Origin of the sequence: Rhodococcus sp. IEGM 1306 (assembly GCF_036541985.1) — a bacterium.
GTDB lineage: Bacteria > Actinomycetota > Actinomycetes > Mycobacteriales > Mycobacteriaceae > Rhodococcus_F > Rhodococcus_F qingshengii.
This window is the reverse complement of record NZ_JAZHFF010000003.1, coordinates 302,633-322,857: the sequence shown is the minus strand read 5'-3', so window position 1 is coordinate 322,857 and position 20,225 is coordinate 302,633. Positions and strand designations below refer to the sequence as shown.

The 20,225-nt window shown below is 62.9% G+C and carries 22 protein-coding genes; 9 read left to right on the top strand and 13 right to left on the bottom strand.

The features are described 5' to 3' along the window. Nucleotide 1 precedes the first annotated feature (1 nt). The 3 genes from V3587_RS11060 (at nt 2) to V3587_RS11050 (ending at nt 2,436) form a co-directional block, all read left to right on the top strand. Nucleotides 2-577 (top strand): TetR/AcrR family transcriptional regulator, encoded by a 576-nt coding sequence (locus V3587_RS11060; RefSeq protein WP_095970956.1) that lies wholly within the window; start codon nt 2-4, stop codon nt 575-577. A 72-nt stretch (nt 578-649) separates the two neighbouring features. Beyond that, a complete protein-coding gene (locus tag V3587_RS11055; protein WP_095970957.1) occupies nt 650-1,153 on the top strand; it encodes an SRPBCC family protein in 504 nt (167 codons plus the stop codon). A 32-nt stretch (nt 1,154-1,185) separates the two neighbouring features. After that, nucleotides 1,186-2,436, top strand: a complete 1,251-nt coding sequence (locus tag V3587_RS11050) for an NADH:flavin oxidoreductase/NADH oxidase family protein (RefSeq protein ID WP_166810708.1) — start codon at nt 1,186-1,188, stop codon at nt 2,434-2,436. Here V3587_RS11050 and V3587_RS11045 read toward each other — a convergent pair whose 3' ends face one another. Both V3587_RS11045 and ald read right to left on the bottom strand, forming a co-directional pair. Beyond that, a complete protein-coding gene (locus V3587_RS11045; protein ID WP_095970959.1) occupies nt 2,437-3,312 on the bottom strand; it encodes an aldo/keto reductase in 876 nt (291 codons plus the stop codon). Nucleotides 3,313-3,365: 53 nt separating this feature from the next. Then, nucleotides 3,366-4,466 carry an alanine dehydrogenase gene (gene ald, locus V3587_RS11040; RefSeq protein ID WP_019746935.1) on the bottom strand — a complete coding sequence of 367 codons (1,101 nt, stop codon included), beginning with the start codon at nt 4,464-4,466 and terminating at the stop codon, nt 3,366-3,368. A 109-nt stretch (nt 4,467-4,575) separates the two neighbouring features. On the opposite strand from ald, the gene V3587_RS11035 reads away from it, so the two are divergent. After that, nucleotides 4,576-5,097 (top strand): Lrp/AsnC family transcriptional regulator, encoded by a 522-nt coding sequence (locus V3587_RS11035; RefSeq protein ID WP_019746936.1) that lies wholly within the window; start codon nt 4,576-4,578, stop codon nt 5,095-5,097. A 7-nt stretch (nt 5,098-5,104) separates the two neighbouring features. Here V3587_RS11035 and V3587_RS11030 read toward each other — a convergent pair whose 3' ends face one another. The 3 genes from V3587_RS11030 to V3587_RS11020 are packed head-to-tail and all read right to left on the bottom strand — an operon-like array spanning nt 5,105 to nt 7,511. After that, entirely contained in the window at nt 5,105-6,169 is a 1,065-nt protein-coding gene (locus tag V3587_RS11030) for a maleylacetate reductase (protein WP_283376564.1), read from the bottom strand. A gap of 1 nt (nt 6,170) precedes the next feature. Beyond that, nucleotides 6,171-6,959: a pirin family protein gene (locus tag V3587_RS11025; protein ID WP_283376565.1), complete on the bottom strand. Its 789-nt coding sequence runs from the start codon at nt 6,957-6,959 to the stop codon at nt 6,171-6,173. Nucleotides 6,960-6,995: 36 nt separating this feature from the next. Further along, nucleotides 6,996-7,511 (bottom strand): VOC family protein, encoded by a 516-nt coding sequence (locus V3587_RS11020; RefSeq protein ID WP_283376566.1) that lies wholly within the window; start codon nt 7,509-7,511, stop codon nt 6,996-6,998. 111 nt (nt 7,512-7,622) lie between these two features. Between V3587_RS11020 and V3587_RS11015 the strand changes: the two genes are divergently transcribed. Together V3587_RS11015 and V3587_RS11010 are read left to right on the top strand one after the other, a co-directional pair. Then, entirely contained in the window at nt 7,623-8,093 is a 471-nt protein-coding gene (locus V3587_RS11015) for a MarR family winged helix-turn-helix transcriptional regulator (RefSeq protein WP_095970964.1), read from the top strand. A gap of 62 nt (nt 8,094-8,155) precedes the next feature. Continuing rightward, the gene (locus V3587_RS11010; RefSeq protein ID WP_283376567.1) at nt 8,156-8,974 is read left to right on the top strand and encodes an HAD family hydrolase; all 819 of its coding nucleotides are present in this window, start codon (nt 8,156-8,158) and stop codon (nt 8,972-8,974) included. A 1-nt stretch (nt 8,975) separates the two neighbouring features. Here V3587_RS11010 and V3587_RS11005 read toward each other — a convergent pair whose 3' ends face one another. The 8 genes from V3587_RS11005 to V3587_RS10970 form a co-directional block, all read right to left on the bottom strand. Further along, the gene (locus V3587_RS11005; RefSeq protein ID WP_003945464.1) at nt 8,976-9,863 is read right to left on the bottom strand and encodes an alpha/beta fold hydrolase; all 888 of its coding nucleotides are present in this window, start codon (nt 9,861-9,863) and stop codon (nt 8,976-8,978) included. A 225-nt stretch (nt 9,864-10,088) separates the two neighbouring features. Further along, nucleotides 10,089-10,754: a hypothetical protein gene (locus tag V3587_RS11000; RefSeq protein WP_283376568.1), complete on the bottom strand. Its 666-nt coding sequence runs from the start codon at nt 10,752-10,754 to the stop codon at nt 10,089-10,091. Nucleotides 10,755-10,876: 122 nt separating this feature from the next. Continuing rightward, nucleotides 10,877-11,641, bottom strand: coding sequence for an SDR family NAD(P)-dependent oxidoreductase (locus V3587_RS10995; RefSeq protein ID WP_283376569.1), 765 nt, complete (start codon nt 11,639-11,641; stop codon nt 10,877-10,879). A 146-nt stretch (nt 11,642-11,787) separates the two neighbouring features. Continuing rightward, nucleotides 11,788-12,840 (bottom strand): acyl-CoA dehydrogenase family protein, encoded by a 1,053-nt coding sequence (locus V3587_RS10990; RefSeq protein ID WP_095970967.1) that lies wholly within the window; start codon nt 12,838-12,840, stop codon nt 11,788-11,790. Further along, nucleotides 12,837-13,802 carry an acyl-CoA dehydrogenase family protein gene (locus V3587_RS10985; protein ID WP_124568853.1) on the bottom strand — a complete coding sequence of 322 codons (966 nt, stop codon included), beginning with the start codon at nt 13,800-13,802 and terminating at the stop codon, nt 12,837-12,839. The genes V3587_RS10990 and V3587_RS10985 overlap by 4 nt, the downstream gene beginning before the upstream one ends. After that, on the bottom strand, nt 13,799-14,959 hold the full coding sequence (locus V3587_RS10980; protein ID WP_007734181.1) for an acyl-CoA dehydrogenase family protein: 1,161 nt from the start codon (nt 14,957-14,959) through the stop codon (nt 13,799-13,801). Before V3587_RS10980 ends, V3587_RS10985 begins: the two co-directional genes overlap by 4 nt. Then, nucleotides 14,959-15,831, bottom strand: coding sequence for an enoyl-CoA hydratase (locus V3587_RS10975; RefSeq protein ID WP_019746945.1), 873 nt, complete (start codon nt 15,829-15,831; stop codon nt 14,959-14,961). The genes V3587_RS10980 and V3587_RS10975 overlap by 1 nt, the downstream gene beginning before the upstream one ends. After that, nucleotides 15,828-17,369: a FadD3 family acyl-CoA ligase gene (locus V3587_RS10970; RefSeq protein WP_095970969.1), complete on the bottom strand. Its 1,542-nt coding sequence runs from the start codon at nt 17,367-17,369 to the stop codon at nt 15,828-15,830. Before V3587_RS10970 ends, V3587_RS10975 begins: the two co-directional genes overlap by 4 nt. Nucleotides 17,370-17,424: 55 nt before the next feature. Between V3587_RS10970 and V3587_RS10965 the strand changes: the two genes are divergently transcribed. From V3587_RS10965 to V3587_RS10955, 3 genes are all read left to right on the top strand, one after another. Further along, the gene (locus V3587_RS10965; protein WP_200313777.1) at nt 17,425-18,654 is read left to right on the top strand and encodes an acyl-CoA dehydrogenase family protein; all 1,230 of its coding nucleotides are present in this window, start codon (nt 17,425-17,427) and stop codon (nt 18,652-18,654) included. Beyond that, a complete protein-coding gene (locus tag V3587_RS10960; protein ID WP_003945582.1) occupies nt 18,654-19,466 on the top strand; it encodes an SDR family oxidoreductase in 813 nt (270 codons plus the stop codon). Before V3587_RS10965 ends, V3587_RS10960 begins: the two co-directional genes overlap by 1 nt. A gap of 76 nt (nt 19,467-19,542) precedes the next feature. After that, entirely contained in the window at nt 19,543-20,214 is a 672-nt protein-coding gene (locus V3587_RS10955) for a TetR/AcrR family transcriptional regulator (protein WP_095970970.1), read from the top strand. The last annotated feature ends 11 nt before the right edge of the window (nt 20,215-20,225 follow it).

Here is a 20,225-nt window from a genome sequence, read left to right as displayed (position 1 = left end):
CATGGCAGAGCTGAGCTCACGTGATCGCATGATTCGCAGTGCGGTCGAATTGATCAGTCGCAACGGCGTCGACGCGACGTCCTTCAGTGACGTCATCAAGCACAGTGGCGCGCCTCGAGGGTCGATCTACCATCACTTTCCAGGCGGTAAGACCGAGCTGATGGTCGAAGCCGTACGCGCGGCCGGTGCGATCATCACCAGGCGAATCAGCTCGGCCGCGGCTACCGGTTCCACAGCCGACGTGATCGAAGCGGTCGGAGACATCTGGCGGCTCAATCTCACGCGCTCGGACTTTGCGATCGGCTGCCCGGTGATTGCCGGCGGGTTGGCGCGTGCCAGTGAACCCGAAGTCGCGGAAGTGTCGGCTGAGGTCATGCTGGGTTGGCAGAAGTTGATCGAATCGCAACTCGAAACTGCGGGTTATCCTGCAGCGCAGGCAAAATCGATGGCAAACCTGACGATCACGTCGGTCGAAGGTGCAGTGGCGGTGTGCCAGACGACTCGAAGTATCGAGCCGCTCGAACAGGTCATCGCTTCGCTGCAGGGGCTCTCGCGCTCTGAAGCTCGGTCCAACTGAGCCTTCGGGGGTTGACTTCGGTCGTCAAGTATCCGTAACTTCATGTAACGGCTAATTGGGCAGGAGTAGGCGATGACACATTGGTTCGACCTCGAACCGGTCGGTGCCGATTTTTTCGACACGGCACCGCATATCTTCACGTATTCGATCGACCTCACCGCCCAACCGGATGACGTCTGGGCTGGTCTGACCGCGGACGAACCGTTGTCGTGGTGCCGGCTGCTCACCAAAGTTCACTACACCTCGCCTCGCCCGTACGGTGTCGGCACGCGACGAATCGCGGAGGTGGGCGGCGGTGCAATGCAGATGCGCGAAAAGTTCATCACCTGGGACGACGAAACGCGTCGGCACTCGTTTTACGTCGAACAATCGAATGTGCCGCTGTTCCAATCCTTTGCCGAGGACTATCGCGTCGACGAACTGGCAGTCGGCTCGAGACTGCAGTGGACCTTTGCATTCTCGCCGCGTCCGAAGCTGTCGCTCGCGGTACGCGGTGGCCTACCGGTCAACTCACTGATCTTCTCGAGCTTCGTGCGCGATACCAAGCGGCACTTCGGTTCTGCGCCCCGCCATTGACCTTCTTTCCCTATTCGTCGCGAGAGGCATCCATGACCACGCTCGGAGAATCGTTGACTTTGCCCTGCGGGCAGATCCTGCGGAATCGGACCATGAAAGCGGCGCTCAGCGAGGCCCTGGGTGACCGGGCACACGGACCGTCCACCCGCTTGGAAACGTTGTACGGGCGTTGGGGCAGTGGCGGGTTCGGGTTGCTGATCACCGGCAATGTCATGGTCGATCGAACGCAGATCGCCGAACCGGGCAACGTCGTCGTCGACGACGATCGAGATGCCGAAGCGCTGACTTCCTGGGCCAAGACTGCCAAGAACGGCGGCGCCGAGATCTGGATGCAGCTGAACCACCCAGGGCGACAATCCAACCCGATTGCCAGCAGAGGTCGACCGGTCGCCCCCAGCGCGATCGCGCTGAAAATTCCGGGCATGGCGACGCCGCGAGAACTCTCGACTGCCGAGATCGGCGAGATCATCGACAAGTTCGCGGAAACTGCTCGCATCGCCGAGTCGTCCGGATTTGGTGGCGTGCAGATACACGCAGCGCACGGTTATCTTGTTGCGCAGTTCCTTTCGCCGTTGTCCAATCAGCGGACGGACGAGTGGGGCGGAGATCCTGAGCGTCGACGACGCTTTCTCATCGAGATCGTTCGGCGCATACGCTCTACCGTTGCGCCGGGATTCGCGGTGTCGGTCAAACTCAACTCGGCTGATTTCCAGCGCGGCGGGTTCTCGGAAGACGAGTCGCGAGAAGTAGTGCGCGCGTTGACCCAAGAATCCGTCGATCTCATCGAGATCAGCGGTGGCAGTTATGAATCGCCGGCCATGATGGGTAAAGCGCAGAAGCAGAGCACTCGCGATCGAGAGGCATATTTCCTCGAGTATGCCGAGACAGTCCGAGCGATTGCCGGCGACATTCCCTTGGCGGTCACCGGCGGCTTCCGCTCGCGGTCGGCGATGGTCGAGGCACTCGCTTCCGGCGCGTGCGATGTTATCGGTCTCGGCCGGCCGACGATCACGATCCCGGACGCGGCAACCGTTCTCCTGGAATCGGATCGGGAACGATTGAACGTCCCGACTGTGGAGTTCGGCGCGCGGAAGTTGTTGGGGAAGGTTGCCGACATCTCGATGCTCGACGGTGCACTCGACCTGCAGTGGCACACCGATCAATTGCACCGAATGGGCGACGGAAGCGAGCCGGATCCGGCTCGGCCGTGGTGGAAGACCCTCGGAACGATGGTGAGGCGAAACGGACTCGATGCGCTTCGCCCCACCAAACGAGCGGCTTGATCAGCTCGGCGCACCGATGTTGAGCTCATCGGGATGCGCTCCGACGCGGGTACCGTCGTCGAGCGTGTCGATTTCGCTCAGATCGAGATCGGTGAGTTCGAAGTCGAATACGTCGATGTTCTGAGCGATCCGAGCATCGTGTACGGATTTCGGGATGACGATCAGGCCGTTCTGAAGGTGCCAGCGGATCAGGACCTGCGCGGCAGTTTTGCTGTGGCGATCACCGATTCGAGTGATGATCGGGTCGGTGAGCAGGGTGTTGGGCTTGGACGCCTTACCCCAACCTGCGTTGCTGGTACCGCCGAGTGGGCTCCACGATTCGACCTTGATCCCGTGCTCGGCGGCCTTGTCGCGAATAGCGTGCTGCGTGAGGTGCGGATGCAGTTCCACCTGATCGACGGCGGGCAACATTCCGCCGCGATCGACGAGGAGCTGCAGATGATGCGGCTCGAAGTTGCACACCCCGATTGCCTTGGCACGGCCCGATTCCGCGATCTTTTCGAGCGCTTCCCACGTGCGGAGGAGTCGGTCGTTGTCCTGCAGCGGCCAGTGGATGAGGTAGAGATCGACGTAGTCGACGCCGAGCTTGTCGATACTGCTGTCGAAAGCCTTCAATGCCGGCTCGTAGCCCTGATCTGCATTCCACAGCTTCGTGGTGAGGAAGATGTCCTCTCGTGCGACGGACGAGTTGGCGATACCTCGTCCGACGCCCTCTTCGTTTCCGTAGGCGGCGGCAGTGTCGATGTGCCGGTAGCCGGCCTCGTCGAGTGCGAACCGCACTGCATGCTCGGTTTCGTCGTTGGTGGCCTGCCAGACTCCGAGGCCGAGTTGCGGGATCGTGGTTCCGGAATTCAGCGTGATGTCAGGATTGCTCATGGATCAAGGCTAGCGATCTCGAGCTTTCCTCGCCTGGGTCAGAGTCGCCAGGGTCAGAGAGTCGTAGCCGAGTACCCGTGCGCCGCTGCAACACTGTCGGACAGGAGTAGACCGTCGTGTGTGCTCAGTCCTGACCCCAGACCGGGAACTGTGGCGACCGCGTCCTTCCATCCCTTGTCCGCCAATGCGACGACGTACGGAAGCGTCGCGTTGGTGAGTGCGTAGGTGGACGTACGGGGTACGGCTCCGGGCATGTTCGCAACGCAGTAGAAGACCGAACCGTGTACCTGGTACGTCGGATCGGCGTGCGTGGTCGCGTGCGAATCCTCGAAGCAGCCGCCCTGATCGATGGCGATGTCGACCAGGACAGAGCCCGGCTTCATGCGCGCCACCAGGCTGTTGGACACGAGAGTGGGAGCCTTCGCCCCGGGGACCAGCACGGCGCCGATGACAAGGTCGGCGTCGAGCACTGCCTGTTCCAGTTCGAGGCTGTTGGAGGTGATGGTCTTGACCTGGCCGTGGTACAGCTCGTCGATTTCCCGCAGGCGCGCGATCGACAGATCGAGAACGGTGACGTCGGCCTGCATGCCGTAGGCCACGGCGATGGCGTTCTTACCGGAGACTCCCGCACCGATCACCACGACCTTGGCGGGGCGCACTCCGGGAACGCCGCCCATCAGAACTCCGCGTCCGCCGCCGTGACGCATCAAGTGGTAGGCGCCGGCCTGCGGTGCCAGGCGTCCGGCTACTTCGCTCATCGGGGCGAGGAGGGGCAGTGAACCGTCGGAACCGACAACGGTTTCGTAGGCGATGGAGGTGGTTTTCGACGCCAGAAGTGCGTCGGTGCATTCCTTCGACGCCGCCAGGTGAAGGTAGGTGAAGAGCACCTGATCCTTGCGGAGCCGCGAATACTCTTCTGCAATAGGTTCTTTGACCTTCAGGAGTAGATCTGCGTCCGTCCAGACCTGATCGGCAGATCCGAGGATCTGTGCGCCCGCGGCCTTGAAATCCTCGTCACTGAACGAGGAGCCGACGCCTGCGCCCGTTTCGATGACGACCTCGTGCCCTCGGCCGACCAGTTCGTGGACGCCTGCTGGGCTGATGGCCACGCGGTACTCGTGGTTTTTGATCTCGCGGGGGATTCCGACCTTCATGACACGGCTCCGAACTGAGTCTGTTGTTTCTTCGAATGGCAGGTGCCAAGCATGAAGTTTCGTCGCCAGATAGTGAAGAGAAGTGAAGATAATTCTCTAGGCTGTATCCATGGTGCGCGAAAGTTCAAAAATTGGTATTCAGACGGCCGCCTCGCCGAAGCATGTTCGGGCCGCCGTGAAGTTGGACGAGGTCGACCGGGTTCTGCTCGAAGAGCTGGCGAAAGACGCGAGGATTCCGAACAATGCGCTGGCCGCGATCGCGGGAATTGCGCCGTCGACATGCCTCGGCCGTGTGCGCGCCTTGGTGGACAACGGTGTGATCAGGGGATTTCACGCGGACATCGACCCCGCCGCTCTCGGAATGGATCTGCAGGCGATGATCGCAGTTCGATTGCAGGCCAACGCACGGTCGCACCTCAACCGGCTCGGTGACGACTTCGCCAAGCTGGACTCCGTCCTCAACGTGTACTTCGTTGCCGGTGTCGACGACTACATGCTGCACGTCGCGACGACGGATTCGGCGCAGTTGCGTGACTTCGTCGTCAACAATCTCTCGGCACACCCGGCGGTTGCTGCGACCGAGACGATCCTGATCTTCGAACACGTCAGGCCTCGTGGCGGTACTGCCTGATTTGTTCTCACCCGATGGCGGGTCGACGCCCGGACCAGGCGTTATCGAGGAGTTCGTTCAGGCCTGCCGCGGTGATCTCACGCGGGTTCGGATAGGCGGCGGAGGTGGCGAGTTCGACTGCCTTTTCGATTTGATCGTGACGCATTCCCAGTTCTCGCAGAGACGTCGGTCCGCCGCACGCGGTGACGAGGTCGAAAACGCCGGTAGCGGCATCGGATACACCCAGGGCAGTCGCTATTCGCGACATGACTTCCGGGACGGCAGACGCGTTGAACGCCATTGCGTGGGGGAGGACAACGGTGTGGGTAGGGGCGTGCGGCAAACCGAAGCTGCCGCCAAGCGTGTGGCACACCTTGTGATGAAGCCCCATACCGACTGTGCCCAAGCAGGTTCCGGCCAACCAGGCCGACTGCAGCAGTTCGGCCCTCTCTTCCAGATTTTTCGGATCATCGCCAATGCTCGGCAGCGCACGGGCGATCCCGGAGATCGCTTCGATCGCCATCGAGTCGGTGATCGGATTGGACTCGGCTGAATACAACGCTTCAACGGCGTGCGCCATCGCGTTGACGGCGCTGGTGACGGTGGTGCCGAGCGGCAGATCGAGGGTGAGGTCGACGTCGTAGACGACGGTTTCCGGTCTGATGTGGGGCGACGAGCGAGTTGTCTTGCGTCCGTTCTCCGTTTCACCCAACACCGGAGTGACTTCTGATCCCGCATACGTCGTCGGAACGATGATCTGATCGAACCCCGCTCGTAGTGCGAGTGCCTTGGACAACCCGGTTGCCGACCCGCCGCCGATCGCGACGACGACGTCGACGTGATGGCTCTCGGCAAGTTTCAGCGCAGCTGTCGTGACTTCGATCGGGGTATGCATCACAGCGCCGTCGAAGCGGGCCACCACCATGTCGCCGAGGGATGCGGTGACGGCGGCGGCAACCGCGTTCAACCGACGACTTGCCAGCACCATCACTCGACTACGGCCGAGCCGCCGCACTTCTTCGGCGATCGTGTCGATCGTCCCTTGACCGAAGACAATTCGAGCCGGTGAAGCGTCGTACGAGAAGGACTTCATGTCATCCTTGCGAAACGGTGGCGTGCATTTCCCAGACGATAACCTCAGCCCCGGTATCGGAGCTGACCTGCTGACCTCCGCCGCCGGATACGCGTACCGCGTCACCTTCTTCGAGCACGCCGACGCCTTCCATGGCGGCCTGACCGTCGGCGACAAAAACATGCAGGAACGGTGCATCCGGCAGGGTCACAGGTTGTCCGGGTTGCAGACGGGCGACGTGCATAGCGGCGTACTTGTTCTTGATCCGGATTGCCGAGTGATCGGCGTACGCGTCCATGCCAGACGCGACGGGAACCAGTCCACCGGCGAGCAATTCGGCGTCGATCTCCAACTGTTCGTAGCCGGGGGTGATTCCGGCTTCATCGGGGACAACCCACATCTGGATGAAGTGAACCGGGTCGCTGTGCTTGGCGGAATGCGTGCCGGCCACGTCACCGAGTCGCCACGAGTCGTTCTTCTCGGAATGCAGGATGCCAGTTCCGGCGCTCATCCGTTGGGCGAGGCCGGGGTAGATGACACCCGAATGACCCATCGAATCCTGATGCACGAGAGAGCCTCTCAGGACCCAGGTGACGATCTCCATGTCCTGGTGTGGGTGGGTGTCGAATCCCATTCCCGGCGTGACGATGTCGTCGTTGTTGACCAGGAGAAGGCCGTGGTGAGTGTTCTTCGGGTCGTAGTGATTGCTGAACGAGAAGGAGTGCTTCGAGTCCAGCCAGCCGGCATTGGACTTGAAGCGATCGCCCGATCGACGGATATCGAGGTTCGGCTGCGACAGAGTGGAGGTCATGGTGTGCCTTCCGAGTGGTGTGGGGAGAGCAAGTTTTCAGAGGACGTGACTGCCGTACATCTCGCCGAGTGGGTCGGCGATCAGCTCGAGTCGAGCGCCGTCGGGATCGCGGAAGTACAACGAAACCTCGCTGTGCTCGATCAGTTCGACGCCGGCCTCGGTCAGTTGGGTGCGCAGCTTTGCCCACTTGGCAGGTTCGACGCTGATCGCGATGTGGTGGAGGCCGCCGAGTACTTCTTGGTACGGGCCCACGTCGAGACCCGGGAAGTCGAAGAAGGCCAGGAGGTTGCCGTTACCGATGTCGAAGAAGAAGTGCGACGACCCGGGGTAGTCACGGTTCTCGATCAATTCGGTGAGCGGGAAGCCGAGGAGATCTTGATAGAACGTCACGGTTCGCTCGACGTCACTGCTGATCAGGGCAGTATGGTGCAGCCCGCGTGCCATCGATGATGGTCGTTTGTCAGCGGGGATCAGATGTCGATCTCTGATCTCGGCACGGCGTTCCTCGAACTGCGCTGCGTTGTCGAACTGCACTGCGTTGTTGTCGCTCATGGCGCCCGCCTCCCGGTTGAACCTTCTCTTCGAACAGGTAGTTGACTGATCAACTACATTGAGAATAGATCATTTGATTTTGTTGTCAACTACTTCAGCTATGCTGGCGCCATGGAATCGACGCGGTGGTTGAGCGACTCGGAGCAAACGGCCTGGCGGGCTTACCTGGACTCGACCCGACTGCTCCAGCGTGTTCTCGATCAGCAGTTGGTGCGAGACTCCGACATTTCCTTCACTGATTTCGAACTGCTGGTCGCTCTCGCCGAAGCGCCCGGGCGGCAACTGCGCATGAGTGAGCTCGCCGACGCTGTTATGGCTACGCGAAGTGGTGTGACCAGGGCCGTCAATCGCCTGGTCGGTGCCGGGTGGGTGCGCCGGGTCGAGTGTGTCGATGACAAGAGGGGCGCTAATGCGGAGCTGACCGACTTGGGTGCCGAGAAACTGGCGTCGGCAAGCCCGGCGCACGTGGCCGCTGTACGGGAGAGCATGTTCGACCTGCTGAGCCCGCGAGATGTCGAGCGGCTGGGTGTGGTCTTCGGTGAGATGCGTCGGCACCTTCTGGAGGCCCAAGCAAGTAATTGACAGAGCAACGGCCCATGCCACGTAGTTGGTGAGGGCTGCGAACGGACTGCCATCATTGTCTGGTGACCCGTATTCGTATGTTCGCAACCGACCTCGACGGCACCCTGCTGCGCTCCGACCGAACGATTTCGGCGCGAACCGCGCAGGCCATGGAGAGCACGCGGCTCGCGGGGATCGAAGTTGTCTGGGCGACGGCCCGGGCCAGGCATTCGGTACACACGTTGGCGAGCTCGTGCGGATTTCGCGGTAAAGCTGTGTGTGCCAACGGAGCTGTCATTCTCGACCTGGCGGACGGGACTCCGGAGATCGTCGACACCATTTCGATCGAAACATCCTTGGCTGCAACGGCTATGGAGCAGGTTCGCGCTCTGATTCCGGGCGTCGTGTTCGCGAACGTCGGACCCACGCAGTTCTTTGCCGAGCCGGAGTATGCCGCTCTGTGCGAGTTCGCGGACCATCACCGGCACCTGCACGAGATGGTGCTCGCCGATACGCTGCCGCTGGACGTGGAGCCGATGGTCAAGATCGTGGCCCGGCATGCCGAGGTTCCCAGCGCCGACCTGTACCGAACTGCGGTCGCTGCGGGCATCGAGGGTGTGGAGTTGACCCACTCCGGGGCTCCGTACATGGAAATGGCTGCAGCGGGCGTTTCGAAGGCCAGCGCTCTCGCGCAGTTGTGCGCGATCGACGGCATCGACGCGTCGGAAGTGGCCGCGGCCGGTGACGCCTTCAACGACGTTGCGATGCTGACCTGGGCCGGAACGGCTCTGGCGCCGGCCAACGCCAGAGCCGAGGTCATCGAGCTCGCCGACCGAATTTTGCCCACGAACGACGAGGACGGGGTGGCGAGCTACCTCGAAGAGCTGGTTGCGGGGAGCTAATTTAGCTGCTGACGGCCTTGGGTCCGGTGCCGATACCGACTCCGCAGTCCGTCATGAATTCGGAGAAGACGCGGTCGAAGCGATCCGGATAGTCAAGGTGCGGGAAATGCCCGGCGCGCTTGAAGATTTCCACCCGCCCCAGCGGTAGTTCGGCGCGAGCGTTCTCGGTGTGGGCGTTGGGGATGATGGTGTCTTCCTCGCCCCACACCAGTAGTGCCTGCAGGTTCTTGAAGTTGGCGAAATGCGGAGTGGCATTGACGGTTTGGCCGTTGTAGTTGATGACCGATCGCGCGGTCGCCAGAAATGCCTGACGTGTCGACGCGTCCGATACCGAAGCAAAGCTCTTACGGGCCTCACTCGCGCTGGCACCGAGCTTGAACAGGCCGATCTTGTTGAAAAGTCCGAGCGCTTTGTCCGTCACGTCGGTCAGCGTCCTGGACGCGAGAACGGGAAGTACCAGTTCGCTGCCGGGCAGAGTCGCCGCGCGCAGGAGTGGGCTTACCTCGGGGCCGAGTCCGCCGCTGGCCACCAGGCACAGCCGCTCCACCCGGTCGGGGAACAGGTACAGCGTCTGCATCGCGATCCCACCACCGAGGGAGTGACCGACGAGGGTGGCCGACGGAATATCGAGGGCTTCGAGGAGGTCACGAACGGTGGCGGCGTGAGCACTGAGTGAGTAGTCGCCGGCAGGCTTGTCCGACGCGCCGTGTCCGAATAGATCAGGAGCGATGACGCGGTAGTGGCGCGAGAGCGTCTCGATCTGCGGCTCCCAGTTGGAGTGCGCGCCCAGTAGGCCGTGAATGAGCACCACAACGGGGCCACTGCCTTGGTCGACGTATTTGAGCTGGTCGCCGTGCAATACAACCGTCTGTAATTGGTCGGTTGCCATGATTGAACCTTTCGGAGCTGCCAGTGTCTGTGGCTGCTCGCGTGTTGTCGGACCGCACCCGCCCCGACGCGGATCCACGGGTATTTGTGACCGGGAGTAACCCCAGTTCCCTCAGTATGCCCATCGAGGGGGCTGATGTCGTGGCCATCGGGCGTGTTGTGACGAACCGTGAGCCGTCGGCTGAGGGGAGACGTACAACTCACCGCCGCGTGTCGGTGCCGTTGATCAGGCGAAATCAACCAGTTTGCCGAAGGTGAGGTTGATGTCCCACGGAGTGACGCCCCACGTCTCGATGGCCGATACCGCGAAGATTCCGGCAGCCTCGATGGTGTCCTGTGAAGCTGGTGCCGAAACCGAAACACCGGCTTGTCCGTGTGGAACCTCCGGCCAGACGCCTGTGCCCACGGGTGCGGGGGTGGCTTCCATGACTGCGTTGGCCAGTCCCGATTCGTCGACGGTCGTGAAGAGGCAGTTCGGCTCGTGCGGAGAATCCCACCCGCCGAGTTCCGCGAGCCAGAATTCGCCGCGTCCAGCTGCGGAGATCGCGATGGAGGCGAGTACCGCCTCGAGATCTTCCCAGGCGCCGCCGGTCGGGGCAGTCGCGGCGGTGAGCTCGAACGGTGCGGCGAGGGCAGCGCTGTCCTGTGAGGCGAAGCGCGGCTGCACGGTGAGGGTCTGGGTCTGGGGATTCAGAAACGCAACTTCTCGGAACTTGTTGTCCGGCAAGGCGGTGCGAGCTACGAGGCCCTGTCCGAGCAGTGCGCCGAGCGCGGCGGGATCGTCGACGCTCCACAAGCGGGTCTCGTCCTCGGACCACGTGCGAATCATTCCGCCGACAACAGGACTGATCAGCACAGGCTCGAGGTTCGTACTGCCTGTTGATTCGCTCACCGCTGGCTCCCCACCGCACTCCGTACCGCCGGACCGGTTCCGCGCGACCAGATAAGTATGCCGCCTCACTGCTGTGCGCCTTTATTAACCGCCGGGGGTTGATAAAGGCGCACAGCAAGTGGTCACATATGCGTGCCGCCGTCGATGCGGATTTCCGTTCCGGTGACAAACGAGCCGTCTTCGGAGGCGAGCATCGCGATCACGCCGGCGACCGCGGACGGGGGAGCGAAACCCTCGCCGATTGCCGGCGCCAGCTTGCCGAGCAGCGTGAAGTCGATGTCGGCCGGGAAGCCGGGATCGGACGTCATGCCCGAAGCGATGCTGCCGGGTGCGACGGACACGGCGCGGAGGCCCTGCTTGCTGTACTCGAGAGCGAGTGCGTGCGTGAAGGATTGGATTCCACCCTTCGACGCTGCGTACGCCGTCATGTAGGGGTGGGCGAACGTGGCCGACGTGGAACTGAAGTTGACCACGACGCCTGCTCCGCTTTCGAGCAGTGCCGGCAGGGACTCCCTCGTCATGAGGAATGTTCCGGTGAGGTTGACCCCGATGACGGTGTTCCAGAAATCGAGTGTCATCTCGTGGGTGTGCGCGGAGCGCAGAATGCCCGCCGCGTTGACCAGCACGTCGAGACCGCCCAGAGCCTTGATCGCAGCGCCGACCTGTTCGCGAACAGACTCTTCGCTGGAGATGTCGACCTTCACCGTGGTCAGGCGATCGGCATGGCCTGCGTCCTTCGCAGCGTTCAATGTCTGTTCGAGGCCGGTCTCGGAAATGTCGGCGGCGACGACGGTGCCACCTTCTGCCAGGATGCGGGCAACGGTGGCCTGGCCGATTCCGGATCCTGCGCCGCTGATGAGGACGCGCTTGTCGTCGAATCGATTCACGAGAAAACTCCGGTCTGTGAGATGGACAGCTGTCTGGTGATCGATTCTGCGTGATCGAGCCCCATAAATCTGCGGATCATTCCACTGACTGGGCGGCGTCGGTGCTTGTTCACTCGAAATCCCGAGCGAACAAGCACCGAGGCGTCCTACAGACCCGCTGCCTGCGCGAGGCTCGGCAGGTAGGTGCTCGGCTGTCCGAAGAGCTGAGCGCTGCCGTGTGCACGCTTGAAGTACAGCTGAGCGTCGTGCTCCCAGGTGATCGCGATTCCGCCGTGCAACTGAACCGCTTCGGAGGTGATCTGCTGCAACGCTTCCGAGCAGTACACCTTCGCTACCGCCGCGTCGTCCGCCGACTGCGTCGCCACGGCGGCGTACGTCATCGACCGCGCCGTCTCGACCAACGTGTACATGTCGGCCATCCGGTGCTTGAGGGCCTGGAAGGAACCGATCGCGCGGCCGAACTGCTTGCGCGACTTGGTGTATTCGACGGTCTGTTCGACGATCGCCGCGGCCGCTCCGACCTGTTCCGCGGACAACGCGATCAGAACGACGGTTCGGATGCGATCGACCAGATCTTCGGACCACTGCAGTGGACGACCGCGAACACCGGAGAACGTGACCTCTGCCAGCGTTCGCGTGGGATCCATGGTGGGGACGCGTCGGCGGGAGACGCCCTCGGCCGCGGGATCCACTTCGTAGAACCCGTCGGCTGTCAGAACGAGCAGGGTGTCTGCGACGTGGCCGTCGAGGACGTACGACGCCGTGCCTGTCAACGCATCCTCGGTTGCCTCGACGCCGAAGGTGCTCCAACCTGTGGCACCTGCCCAGCACAAAGCCAGCGTGCTCTCGCCGGATGCGACACCGGGCAACAGTCGCGAGCATGCGTCGTTGTCACCGGAAAGCAGCAGTGCCTGTGCGGCAAGAATCGCCGAACCCAGCATCGGTGACGGGGTCAGCGTGCGGCCCAGTTCCTCCTGGACCACGTGTACCTCACCCAAACCTGCTCCCACGCCGTCGAACTCCTCGGGAATCGCCAGCGCGGCGACGCCGATCTGCTCGCACAGCTTGCTCCACAGGGCGGCGTCGTAGCCGATCTCTGTGGTGATGGCAGCGCGGACGGCAGCGGAGTCGGAATGCTTGCTCAGGAGATCGCGTACCGACGCGCGCAGTGCTGCCTGGTCTTCGGTGTCGATGCTCATGATGCAACCAGAGCTTCGACGACGCGTGCGCGGTGCTCGGACGGTGTGCCCCACGCGGTGAGCAGTGCTCGTACCTTGGTGAGCCACAAGGAGAGATCGTGTTCCATCGTGTAGCCGATGGCGCCGTGAACCTGGAGTCCGACGCGAGCGGCCTTGTACGCAGCATCCCCGCACGCGACCTTGGCCGCCGAGATGTCACGGGAAGCGTCGGCCGACTGATCGCGAACCGACAGAGCGGCACCGTGGAGCAGGGGACGAGCCATTTCCAGCGAAACGGCAACTTCCGCCAGGTGGTGCTTCATTGCCTGGAACTGTCCGATGACCTTGCCGAACTGCTTGCGCTGCTTCGCGTATTCGGTGGTGACCTCGAGCAGTGTCTGGCCGAGACCCTGCAACTGCGCGGCAGTGGCAAGAGCACCCATGTCGAAGGCGGCCGAAAAGTCGGCGGAGCCCAGCGATTCGCCGGCGGAAACCTCGTAGAGCTTGCGGGAGAGATCCACCGATGCCTTGGCTTCGCCAGGGACGCCGAGTGATACGGAGCCGTCCTGCACGAGCAGAACCAGATCCACCGCATCGGCATCGAGTGCGAACGGTGTGTGTGGGGGAGCAGCGACGGTTGCCAGCGAACCCTCGGCGAGAGCAGAGAGACGTTCCGGTGCAACGGAAGCCAGGAGCGTCGGTGCCACGGCGATCGTCTCGACAACCGGTCCGGGTACTGCGTGCCGACCGAGCTGTTCGAGAGCAACGACCAGGTCGACGGCGTCGGCGCCGAGTCCGTCGTGTTCTTCGGAGATGACGAGGCCGTTGACACCGGTCTCGGCAAGGCGCTGCCAGAGCTTCTTGCCCGGCTCGGTGTCACCGTCGTTCCAGGAGCGGATGACGGAGGGCATGTCGGACTTGGTCAGCAGTGCATCGATGCTTGCAGCGAAGTCCTGGTGGGAGGAGTCGAGCGCGAATCTCATCGGTCCGCCTTCGGTAGGCCGAGCAGACGCTCGGCGATGACGTTTTTCTGAATCTCGTTGGTGCCTGCGTAGATCGGGCCGGACAGGGAGAACAGGTATCCGTCCATCCAGTTGTCGGCCAGCTCGGCTTCCGGGCCCTGCAGTTCGAGAGCGGTCTCGTGGGTGGCGATATCCCACTCGGACCAGAAGACCTTGTTGATCGAGGACTCGGCGCCGAGTTGTCCACCGTCGGCGAGCCGGGTGACGGTACCGAAAGTGTTGAGCTGGTAGGCGCGAGCACCGATCCAGGCGTCGGCAACCTGGTTACGTAGAGCGCTGTCATCGGTTCGTCCGCTGGACTTGTACAGCTCGAGCAGGCGGTCGACGGTGGCGAGGAAACGGCCGGGGCTGCGCAGCGAGAGGCCGCGCTCGTTGCTCGCGGTGCTCATCGCGACGCGCCAACCTTCGTTGACGTTGCCGATCACACCCGACTCGCCGGGGTTGGCCGGGTCGTCCGGAACGAAGACGTCTTCGAGGAAGATCTCGGCGAAGCCGGGCTCGCCGTCGAGCTGATCGATCGGGCGAACGGTGACGCCCTTCGATCGGAGGTCGAACATGAAATACGTGATGCCCTTGTGGCGCTGCGCATCCGGATCGGAGCGGAACAAGCCGAAGCCCCAGTCCGCGTAGCTTGCGCGTGAGCTCCACGTCTTCTGACCGTTGAGCAGCCAGCCCCCGTCGACCTTCTTCGCACTCGAACGCAGGCTGGCGAGGTCGGAACCCGATTCGGGCTCGGACCAGGCCTGGGCCCAGATGTCGTCGGCACGAGCCATGCGCGGCATGATGCGAGCCAACTGCTCGGCATTTGCATGCTCGAACAGTGTGGGAGCCAACAAAAAGATGCCGTTCTGGCTTACGCGGCCGGGCGCGCCCGAGCGGTAGTACTCCTCCTCGAAGATGACCCATTCGAGCAGGGACGCATCGCGTCCGCCGAGTTCCTTGGGCCAGGAGACGACGGCGTAGCCGGCGTCGGCGAGAGTGTGCTCCCACTGACGGTGCTCTTCGAAGCCTTCGGCGGTATCCATCGACTTCAGGGGAGTCGCGGGCACATTCGCTTCCAGGAACGAGCGAACCTCGTCACGGAATGCGGTTGTGGCGTCGTCGAATACGAGATCCACTAGTTTGTTCCTTCCTGCGGTGCGCGAGCACTGGCAGCCATGGCTTTGGCGTCGAGACCACCAAGCGAGTCTTTGCCGACCTCGGCGTTGTGAGCGTGAGCGAAGTGATGCAGACCGAAGACGGAGTCGATGCCGTTGCGCATCCCCATCTGGTCCTCGCACTGGTTGACGGCCTTCTTGGTCAAAGCCAGTCCGAAGCGCGGCATCTCGGCGATACGTCCGGCGAGCTCGAACGTCTCCTTCTCGAGATCCTTGCGGGCGACGACGCGATTGACCATGCCGATTTCGTAGGCGCGTTGCGCGGTGAAGCGATCGCCGGTGAAGAGCATTTCCTTCGCGAAACGTGACCCGACCATCCACGGGTGCGCGAAGTATTCGACGCCGGGGATGCCCATGCGGACAACGGGATCGGAGAAGAAGGCGTCGTCGGCCGCGACGATCATGTCGCAGACCCAGGCGAGCATGAGCCCACCGGCAATGCAGGCGCCTTGCACCATCGCGATGGTGGGCTTGGGGATCTCCCGCCAGCGACGGCACATGCCCAGGTAGACCTCCATCTCGCGGGCGAAACGCTGGTCACCGCCGGGCTTGTCGACGTGATCCCACCACATGGTGGCCTTGTTCTCGTACTCGACGTGATGGTCGCGTCCCGGAGTTCCCAGATCGTGTCCGGCGCTGAAGTGAGGTCCGTTGCCTGCCAGGACGATCACTTTCACGTCGTCGTCCTCGACGGCGCGCTGGAAAGCCGCGTCGAGTGCGTACGTCACGACCGAGTTCTGGGCGTTGCGGTAGTCGGGGCGATTCAACGTCACGACGGCGACCGAGTCACGAACCTCGTAGGTCACGACGTCGGCTTCGAAAGGAACGGTCATGACTGTTCCTCGCGCAGAACCGTTTTGAGGACCTTGCCTGAAGGGTTACGGGGCAGGTGATCGACGAAGCGTACTTCGCGGGGCACCTTGAAGCCGGCGATCTTCTCCTTGAGGAAGGCGATCACCGACTCTTCGGTGAGGCCGGCACCGTCGAGTTGGGCGATGTAGACGCGGCCCACCTCGCCCATCCGGTGATCGGGGATGCCGATGGCGGCAGACTCGTGGACGCCGGGCAGGCGAGCCAACATGCCCTCGATCTCGGCGGGGTAGACGTTGAATCCGCCGCTGACGTACATGTCTTTCAGACGGTCGGTGATGTCGAGATACCCACGCTCGTCGAGGGTTCCGACGTCTCCGGTGTGCAACCAGCCGTCGGCGTCGATTGCCTTGGCGGTGGATTCGGGGTCGTCGAGATACCCGAGCATGACGTTCGGTCCACGAAGCAGGATCTCACCCTGATCGCCGATCTTGACCTCGAAATCGGCTGTCGCGCGGCCGGAACTGGTGGAGACGGTGACCGGGTCGTCGTCGGTGCGGCACATGGTCGCAACCACGGCTTCGGTCAGACCGTATGCCGTGAGGACGGCGTCGAAAAGCTCTGCCTGCATGCGCTCGACGAGAGCAACCGGCACGGGTGCTGCGCCCGTGATCGCGATGCGGAGCGAGGACAGGTCGTATTCGCTGCGGCGGGGGTGATCGAGGATGGTCTGGTAGATCGTCGGGGCGCCCGGCAGGATGCTGATCTTCTCGCTGTTGACCAGCGCGAGGGTGTCGTCGATGTTGAAGACGGACACCGGCACGATCGTCGCACCGTTCAACAGGCAGACCAGGATTCCGGCCTTGTAGCCGAAGGTGTGGAAGAACGGGCTGATGATGAGGAAGTTGTCGTCGGCGGTGACCTCGGCGCATTCACCCCACGACTTCGCGACGGCGATGGACTGACGATGCGCGGTGATCGCACCCTTGCTACGTCCCGTGGTGCCGGAGGTGAAGAGAATGTCGCTGACGTCGTCGGGCTGTACCTTCGCAGCACGCGCGTCGGCTTCGGTGCGAGCGGCGTCGGTGGCGAGCGCGAGGAAGTCCTCGAACTCGATGACGCCGTCACGGTCGTCGTTCCCGTCGATCGGTACCTGGATGACGGTGGGGATCGACAGGTCCGGGTTGGCGTCGAGCAACTGCTGGTACCGATCGGCCTTGAGGAACGTGCCGACGACCACCAGGGCAGCCGCGTCGACGCGCTCGATGATGTCGAGCGCTTCCGTGCCGGTGTATCGGGTGTTGATCGGGATGATGGCTGCTCCGGCGTACTGAGCGCCGAGCAGGGCGATCACCCAGTGGTACGTGTTGGGCGACCAGATGACGACGCGGTCGCCTGCCTTCACCCCGCGGTTGATCAGTGCGCCGGCGAAATCGCGGACGCGCTGATGTAGCTGTGCGAAGGTCAGTCGGGTGTCGCCATCGGCGATAGCCGCGCGCTCACCGAACTCCTCGGCGGCCCGGATGAGGGCTGATGGGATGGTTCTCGGTTGTTCGGTCACTGGACTCCTACCTGACACGCTACCTAGCAAGTGCTTGGTAGGTTATCTTACATATGTGGACCAGAGCGAGAGCCCGGACGGGCAGATGACGGACGACGAGTTTGCGGCCACGGTCGCGCAGTGGTTGGCCGAGAACTTGACGGGCAAATTCGCCCAGCTCAAGGGTAAGGGCGGCCCCGGCAGTGAGCACGAGTTCTTCGAGCAACGACTCGAGTGGGACAAGCACCTCGCAGCGTCGGGGTGGACGTGCCTCGGGTGGCCGAAGGAGTTCGGCGGGCGGGGAGCAAGCATCTCCCAGCAGGTCATCTTCCATCAGGAGTACGCGAAGGCCGGTGCGCCCGCTCGCGTCAGCCACATCGGTGAAGAGCTGCTCGGCCCGACGCTGATCGCGTACGGCACCGACGAGCAGAAGCACCGATTCCTTCCTGGAATCAACACGGTCAGCGAACTGTGGTCGCAGGGCTACTCCGAGCCCGGCGCCGGTTCCGACCTCGCGAACGTCTCCACCACCGCACGCCTCGAAGACGGCAAGTGGATCATCAACGGCCAGAAGGTGTGGACCTCACTCGCTCACGTCGCGCAGTGGTGCTTCGTGGTCTGCCGCACCGAGGTGGGCTCCAAGCGTCACCAGGGGTTGAGCTTCCTGCTGGTCCCGTTGGATCAGCCCGGTGTGACAGTTCGGCCCATTCAGCAGCTCACCGGCACATCGGAGTTCAACGAGGTCTTCTTCGACGACGCCGTCACCGACGCCGATCTCGTGGTCGGGGAACCCGGCGAGGGCTGGAAGATCGCGATGGGGCTGCTCACCTTCGAGCGCGGTGTGTCCACGCTCGGACAGCAGATCGGATTTGCCCGCGAGCTCCAAGGCGTCGTCGACCTGGCGAAAGCCAATGGCAGTGACCAGGATCCGCACATCCGCGAAAAGATCGCCCGTGCGTGGGTCGGACTGCGCGTGATGCGCGCCCACGCGATGCGTACTCTCGACGCGGTCGACGCCGGAACCGGTGGCGGAGAAGCGTCCGTCGCAAAACTGTTGTGGGCCAACTGGCATCGTGATCTGGGACAGCTGGCGATGGACGTGCAAGGTGCGTCGTCGTTGGTTGCACCGTGGGCCGATTCCGAAGGCAATGCCTCGGACATCACCGATCCCGAGCATCTCGAGCTCGACGAGTGGCAGCGCCTCTTCCTCTTCACCCGCGCCGACACGATTTACGGCGGCTCCAACGAAATTCAGCGCAACATCATTTCCGAGCGCGTGCTCGGTCTTCCCCGAGAGGCTCGTTAATGTCTGACACCAAAGCCGCGTCCCCGCTTTCCGTTGCGCCGGAGGAAACCCCGGGCCACGGACTGCTCGCGGGCAAGAAGGCGATCATCACCGCCGCAGCCGGAACCGGCATCGGCTTCTCAACTGCACGCCGGGTGCTTCTCGAGGGCGGCGACGTTCTCGTCTCCGACTTCCACGAGCGTCGGCTCGGGGAGACGGTGGAGAAGCTGAAGGCCGAATTCCCCGGTCAGCAGGTCGAGTCGATCATCTGCGACGTGTCCAGCACCGAGCAGGTCGACGCGCTGTTCGTCGGCGCGGCCGAGAAGCTGGGGCGTATCGACATCGTCGTCAACAACGCAGGCCTGGGCGGTGAGACTCCCGTCGTCGACATGACGGACGATCAGTGGGATCGCGTTCTCGACATCACCCTCAACAGCACCTTCCGTTCGACACGCGCCGCGCTGCGGTACTTCAAGAGCGTTCCGCACGGCGGTGTTCTGGTGAACAACGCGTCCGTTCTCGGTTGGCGCGCGCAGCATTCACAGGCGCACTACGCCGCAGCCAAGGCCGGCGTCATGGCACTGACTCGGTGCAGCGCCATCGAAGCAGCGGAGTACGGAGTCCGGATCAACGCGGTCTCGCCCTCCATTGCGCGTCATGCGTTTCTGGCGAAGGTCACCAGTGAGGAACTGCTCGACCAGTTGGCTTCCGGTGAGGCCTACGGCCGCGCCGCGGAGGTCTGGGAGATCGCAACGGTCATCGCGATGCTCGCCAGCGATTACTCCACCTACATGACCGGCGAGATCGTCTCCGTTTCTTCGCAGAGGGCCTAGCGTCCCCGTGCGCGGTTAAGGAGTCCCTGGACTCGCTGACCGCGCACAGGGGAGGGCCCTGGATAGGATTGAATACATGACGCCACCTCGAAATTCCGACGAATCAACCGGCAAGTCAGGGCGCCGCGACGAGCTGCTCGAGATCGCGGCCGGGCTGTTCGCCGATCGCGGAGTGCGCGCGACGACGGTCCGCGATATCGCCGACGCCGCCGGGATCCTCTCCGGCAGTTTGTATCACCATTTCGATTCCAAGGAGTCGATGGTCGACGAGATCCTGCACCAGTTCCTCGACGAACTCTTCGGAAAATACCGCGAGATCGTCGCGGCGGGGTTGGACAGTCGCGCGACGCTCGAAGCGCTGGTCGTGACTTCGTACGAGGCCATCGACGCCTCACATTCGGCTGTTGCGATCTACCAGGACGAGGTCAAGCACCTCGTCGGGAACGAGCGCTTCGCTTACCTGGCCGAGCGCAACACCGAGTTCCGGGACCTGTGGGTCGGCGTCCTCGAAGCCGGCGTCGCGGACGGGACCTTCCGGTCCGACATCGACGTCGAATTGGTCTTCCGCTTCATGCGCGACACCGTGTGGGTCGCGGTTCGCTGGTACCGCCCGGGTGGATCCCTCTCGGCTCACGCCGTCGCGGCTCAATATCTCGCGATCGTGCTCGACGGGCTATCCGATCCGGCAACAACTTCAGACGCTATTGCTGAATCAACTTCAAGAACTATTGCTGCACAACGAAACTAGGAGCTAACGCT